This window comes from Ottowia sp. (assembly GCF_047975795.1).
In the GTDB taxonomy this organism is placed as follows: Bacteria; Pseudomonadota; Gammaproteobacteria; order Burkholderiales; family Burkholderiaceae_C; genus Ottowia.
The window spans coordinates 1-5,318 of sequence record NZ_JBKEEE010000091.1 but is presented as its reverse complement, the minus strand read 5'-3'; the positions used below and the strand labels follow the sequence as shown (position 1 = coordinate 5,318).

The following is a 5,318-nucleotide window of genomic DNA, read 5'->3' as shown; positions in this document are numbered from 1 at the left end:
GCAGATGCAGGCGCTGGATGCGCAAAAGGAGTTGGTGGCGCAGCAGCAAACGCATGAGCAGGTGCAGATCATGCAAGAGCCACCGAAGGTGCGCTCGCTGGGGCTGTGAGGGATGGTGGGCTATGAGCCGTTGGACGGCTACGGACGCTGAACAACCATTGGCATAGACGCTCACCGTCCCCGCAAAAACAACCCATCCAGCTCACGCATGCTGAGTTGCCGCCAGGTGGGGCGGCCGTGGTTGCATTGGTCTGAGCGGTCGGTGGCTTCCATCTGGCGCAGCAGGGCGTTCATTTCTTCCAGCGTCAGGCGACGGTTGGCGCGCACCGCGCCGTGGCAGGCCATGGTGGCCAGCAACTCGTGCTGGGCACGCTGAATGACGGTGGCCGCTTCGTGCTGGGCCAGCTCGGCCAGCACGCTGCGCGCCAGCTCCGCCGCATCACCACCCGTCAGCGGGGCGGGCACGGCGCGCACGGCCAGGGTGCGGGGTGAAAAGGGGGTGACTTCCAGGCCCAGCCGTTGCAAGGTGTCGGTGTGGGCCTCGGCGGTGGCCACTTCAGCCGGGGTGGCGGCAAAGGTGGCGGGAATCAGCAACGGCTGGCTGGCGATGCGAGCGCCGTCGAGTTGATGTTTGAGCCGCTCGTACACGATGCGCTCGTGCGCGGCGTGCATGTCCACCACGATCAGGCCGGCACGGCTTTCGGCCAATATGTAGACGCCGTGGATTTGCGCCACGGCGCGGCCCAGGGGCCAGTCGGTGGGGGCATCTTCTGCGGCGTGGCTGGTGGGTGCGTTGGGTGCACCTGGTGCGGGGCCTTCGGCATGGGTGCCAGCAGCAGGCGGCGCGGGCTGCCAAAGTGCGCGCAGCTCTTCCACGGCATGTTGCGCTGCGGCGTAATTTGCTCTTGATTCGGGAGCATATGGTGTAAATGGCACCTGCGCTTGCGGCCCAAAAGACTTGAAGCTTTGCGGCTGGCCAGGGGCCGTCGCGCCTTCAGCTTGCGCGCCGCCAGGCTGTGCCGCCAACAAGGCGGCGCGGGGCGCAGCCAGGGCGTTTTCGAGCGCGTGGCGCACGGCCTGGTGCACTTCGCGGCTGTCGCGAAAGCGCACCTCGATTTTGGTGGGGTGGACGTTGACGTCCACCCGCGCCGGATCGACGCTGACGCGCAACGCATACACCGGCTGGCGGTGGCCATGCAGCACGTCTTCATAGGCGGCGCGGGCGGCGTGCTGAATGACCTTGTCGCGCACGAAACGGCCGTTGACGTAAGCAAACTGCTGGTCGCCGCGCGCGCGGGCCGCATCGGGCAGACCCGCACGGCCCGTCACGTGCACGCTGCCCACGCGGTGATCGACGGCGACCGAGCGCTGCACAAAGTCATCACCCAGCACGTCGCCCAGGCGCGCATCCAGATCGTCTGCGCTGGGCTGGCGGCGCCACTGCTCGATCAGCTTGCCATCGTGCCAAATGGCAAAACCCACGTCGGGCCGTGCCAGCGCGTGGCGGCGCACGGCTTCGATGCAGTGGGCCAGCTCGGTGGCGTCGGTCTTTAAAAACTTGCGCCGCGCGGGCACACTGAAAAACAGCTCGCGCACTTCCACCGTGGTGCCAACAGCACGGGCGGCGGGCTGCACTTCGCCCGTGCCGCCGTGCAGCAGTTGGGCGCTGGGTTGGTCGGCTGTGCGGGTGAGCAGCGTGGTGTCGGCAATCGAGTTGATGGCGGCCAGCGCCTCGCCGCGAAAGCCCATGGTGCCCACGGCTTCCAGGTCAGGCAAGCTGGCGATTTTGCTGGTGGCGTGGCGGCGCAGCGCCAGTGGCAAATCAGGCAGAGCAATGCCCGCGCCGTCGTCTTCCACCGCAATCAGACGCACGCCGCCAGCGCTGAGGCGAAGGGTGATCTGGGTGGCCCCGGCGTCCAACGCGTTGTCCAGCAGCTCACGCACCACCGAGGCGGGGCGTTCCACCACTTCGCCAGCGGCAATCTGGCTGATCAGCTCGTCGGGCAATTCGCGAATGGGGCGGAGCGCTGGCATGCGCTGATTGTAGAAAACGCCCCGCACTGAGAGTCCTCTTTCTGGCACGACAGCGCGCCCATCGCGCCTACACTGCCGTCATCATGAAAATCTACCAAGTGGGTGGCGCGGTGCGCGACCGGTTGCTCGGCCTGCCGGTGCAAGACCGCGACTGGGTGGTGGTGGGCGCCACGCCCGAGCAGATGGTGGCGCAACGCTTTGTGCCCGTGGGCAAAGACTTTCCCGTTTTTTTGCACCCCGAAACGCACGAGGAATACGCCCTGGCGCGCACCGAGCGCAAGCAAGGTCACGGCTACCGCGGCTTTGTGGTGCACGCCAACGCCGAAGTGACGCTGGAAGAAGACCTGGCGCGGCGCGATTTGACCATCAACGCCATCGCTGCGCCCGCATCCTGGACAGACGCGGGGGGCCACATTGATTCAAACGCCGAATTGATCGACCCCTACGGTGGCCAGCGCGACTTGCACGCCAAAGTGTTGCGCCACGTAACCGACGCCTTTCGTGAAGACCCGGTACGCATCCTGCGGCTGGCGCGCTTTGCCGCGCGCTTTCACGACTTCACCATCGCCCCAGAAACCATGGCCCTGATGCGTACCATGGTGCAGGCGGGCGAAGCCCAGCACCTGGTGCCCGAACGCGTGTGGCAAGAGATGGCGCGCGGGCTGATGCAGGCGCACCCCGAACGCATGATCGGCGTGCTGCGCGATTGTGGTGCGCTGGCCGTCATCCTGCCCGAGCTGGACCGCCTGTGGGGCGTGCCCCAGCGCGCCGAATACCACCCCGAAGTGGACACCGGTGTGCACGTCATGATGGTGTTGCAACAAGCTGCACAGCAGCAAACGCCGCTGCCTGTGCGCTGGGCCTGCCTGATGCACGATCTGGGCAAAGGCACCACCGCCGCCAACGTGCTGCCGCGCCACATTGGTCACGAAGGCCGCAGCGCCCAACTGGCCCAGGCCGTGGCCCAGCGCCTGCGCGTGCCCGCCGACTGCGCCAGTTTGGCCGACGTGGTGGCGCGCGAGCACGGCAACATCCACCGCAGCGGTGATCTGAAAGCCGCCGCCTTGCTGCGCCTGCTGGAGCGCTGCGACGCCCTGCGCAAACCCGATCGCTTTGCCCAGGCGCTGCTGACCTGCGAATGCGACGCTCGCGGCCGCAGCGGCAAGCAAGGCGACGCCTACCCTCAGCGCGCCCGCCTGCTGGCGGCACTGGCCGCCGCCCAAAGCGTTGCAACCGCCCCCATCGCCCAGGCCGCGCAGGCACGCGGTGCGCAAGGTGCCGAAATTGGCAGTGCCATCGCGCGCGCGCGCGCAGCCGCCATTACGCAAGATCTGGGCCAAGCCTGATTCATCACCCAATCATTCGCCTGGCATTGACCTGGCGTCAGGTGACAAGCAACACCCCTTGATCTGAGGGCAGACATGTTGCAAAAGCCCTACCTGGAATAGGTTAGTTTTATAATATGCGCCCAAAGCCCAGGATAAACTGTAATATTAGGTTCTAATTTATAGGCGATTTCCCTTCGCCCATGATGGATACAGGAGCAATGCAGTGAACGAAGTGACCCCACAAGCCCGTAAAAAAGCGTTGTGCGCCCGCCTGGCGCGCATTGAAGGCCAGTTGCGCGGCCTGCAAAAACTGATCGAAGCCGACACCGAGCCTGAAAAAGTGGCCCAGCAAATGACCGCCGCCCGCAAGGCGCTGGACAAGTCGTTTTACGCCATGGTGTCCGGCATGATTGCCGAGGGCAAGGCCAGCGCCGACGAAGTGGCCGAGATTTTGCTGCGCTTCGCCTGACCAGCGTTGCCTGGGCGCGGGCAGTCATTCACAGGACTGTAGGGTGCGCCCGGATGAGGGCACACCCTACACTGCGCCCATGAACCCGATCCAGCTTTTCGACGCCGCCTCCAGCACCTACACCTATATCCTGTTCGATGAGGCCACGCGCGAGGCGGTCATCATCGACCCGGTGGATGGGCAGCTTGAGCGCGACATGGCGGTGTTGCAGCAACTCAGCCTGCAATTGAAATGGGCATTGGAAACCCATGCCCATGCCGACCACATCACCAGCGCCGCGCGCCTGGCCGAGTTGACCGGCGCACGCACCGCTGCGCCTGCGGGCTGCGAAGTCGGCACGGCAGCGGTGCAACTGGACGAGGGCAGCACCGTGCCCTTTGGGCACGAGCAACTGCGCGTGCTGCACACCCCTGGCCACACCGCAGGCAGCGTGTGTTACCACTGGATGCGTGCGCCGCAAGCTTCCCGTGCATCGGTCCCATCGCCTTCCAGCAAAGACGTGGTGGCTGAGATGGAGCACGCCATGCGTCCCGGCAGACGGCACGACGCCCAGCATGTGTTCACCGGCGACACGTTGCTGATTCAAGGCTGCGGGCGCACCGACTTTCAGTCGGGCGACGCGGGTCAGTTGTACGACAGCATCACGCAAAAGCTGTTCACCCTGCCCGACACCACCATCGTTTGGCCGGGACACGACTACCAAGGCCGCACCCAGTCCACCATGGGGGTTGAAAAAGCCACCAATCCACGTCTGGCCAATCGGTCACGGACACAATTCATCGAATTGATGAATGCGCTGCACCTGCCCAAACCGCGCCGCATCGACGAAGCCGTGCCCGCCAACCGCCGCTCGGGCCTGCGGCAAGACGCCGATGCACCAGCAGCAAGCACCGACGCTGCGCCACAGTCAGCCGAAGGTTATGCGGGTGACGTCACGCCGCATACCGCCTTCGACTGGATGCAGCAAGGCCGCGCCGTGCTGGTGGACGTGCGCACCGATGCCGAGCGTGCGTGGGTGGGCTTTGTGCCCGGTGCCACCGCTGCGGCCTGGAAGCAATGGCCCGGCATGGCGCTGAATCCCGAGTTCGACACACAAGTGCAAGTCGCTGCCGCAAACGGTCTGCCGCTGCTCATGCTGTGCCGCAGCGGCGTGCGCTCAGTGGCCGCAGCCAGGCGCGCAACCGAGCTGGGCCTGACGGCCTACAACGTACTGGGCGGCTTTGAGGGCGACCCGGATGACCACGCCCAGCGTGGTCATCAAAACGGCTGGCGGCATGCGGGCCTGCCGTGGCGACAAAATTAAAAATGGCGTTTGCGCTTGTATGAAAAGCGTTTAGAGCGTGTTCAACGTCTCTGCGCGGGTGTGTGGGCGCGGCCCCGGGCGGTCTGCTGCGTTGCAAATCCTCGCGATACCGCCAGGTATCGCTGCGGTTTGCGCCTTGCAGCGCATCCCGATCCGCATCCCACACCCCTCACGCTGAGACGTT

At 65.5% G+C, this 5,318-nt stretch carries 4 protein-coding genes; 3 read left to right on the top strand and 1 reads right to left on the bottom strand.

The window, feature by feature from the left end:
• Positions 1 to 171: 171 nt before the first annotated feature.
• A complete protein-coding gene (mutL, locus tag ACK5NW_RS14240; RefSeq protein ID WP_416929195.1) occupies positions 172 to 2,034 on the bottom strand; it encodes a DNA mismatch repair endonuclease MutL in 1,863 nt (620 codons plus the stop codon).
• 83 nt (positions 2,035 to 2,117) lie between these two features.
• On the opposite strand from mutL, the gene ACK5NW_RS14235 reads away from it, so the two are divergent.
• From ACK5NW_RS14235 to ACK5NW_RS14225, 3 genes are all read left to right on the top strand, one after another.
• The gene (locus ACK5NW_RS14235) at positions 2,118 to 3,380 is read left to right on the top strand and encodes a multifunctional CCA addition/repair protein (RefSeq protein WP_416929193.1); all 1,263 of its coding nucleotides are present in this window, start codon (positions 2,118 to 2,120) and stop codon (positions 3,378 to 3,380) included.
• A gap of 205 nt (positions 3,381 to 3,585) precedes the next feature.
• Entirely contained in the window at positions 3,586 to 3,831 is a 246-nt protein-coding gene (locus ACK5NW_RS14230) for a metal-sensitive transcriptional regulator (protein WP_416929191.1), read from the top strand.
• 79 nt (positions 3,832 to 3,910) lie between these two features.
• Positions 3,911 to 5,134, top strand: coding sequence for an MBL fold metallo-hydrolase (locus tag ACK5NW_RS14225; protein WP_416929189.1), 1,224 nt, complete (start codon positions 3,911 to 3,913; stop codon positions 5,132 to 5,134).
• The last annotated feature ends 184 nt before the right edge of the window (positions 5,135 to 5,318 follow it).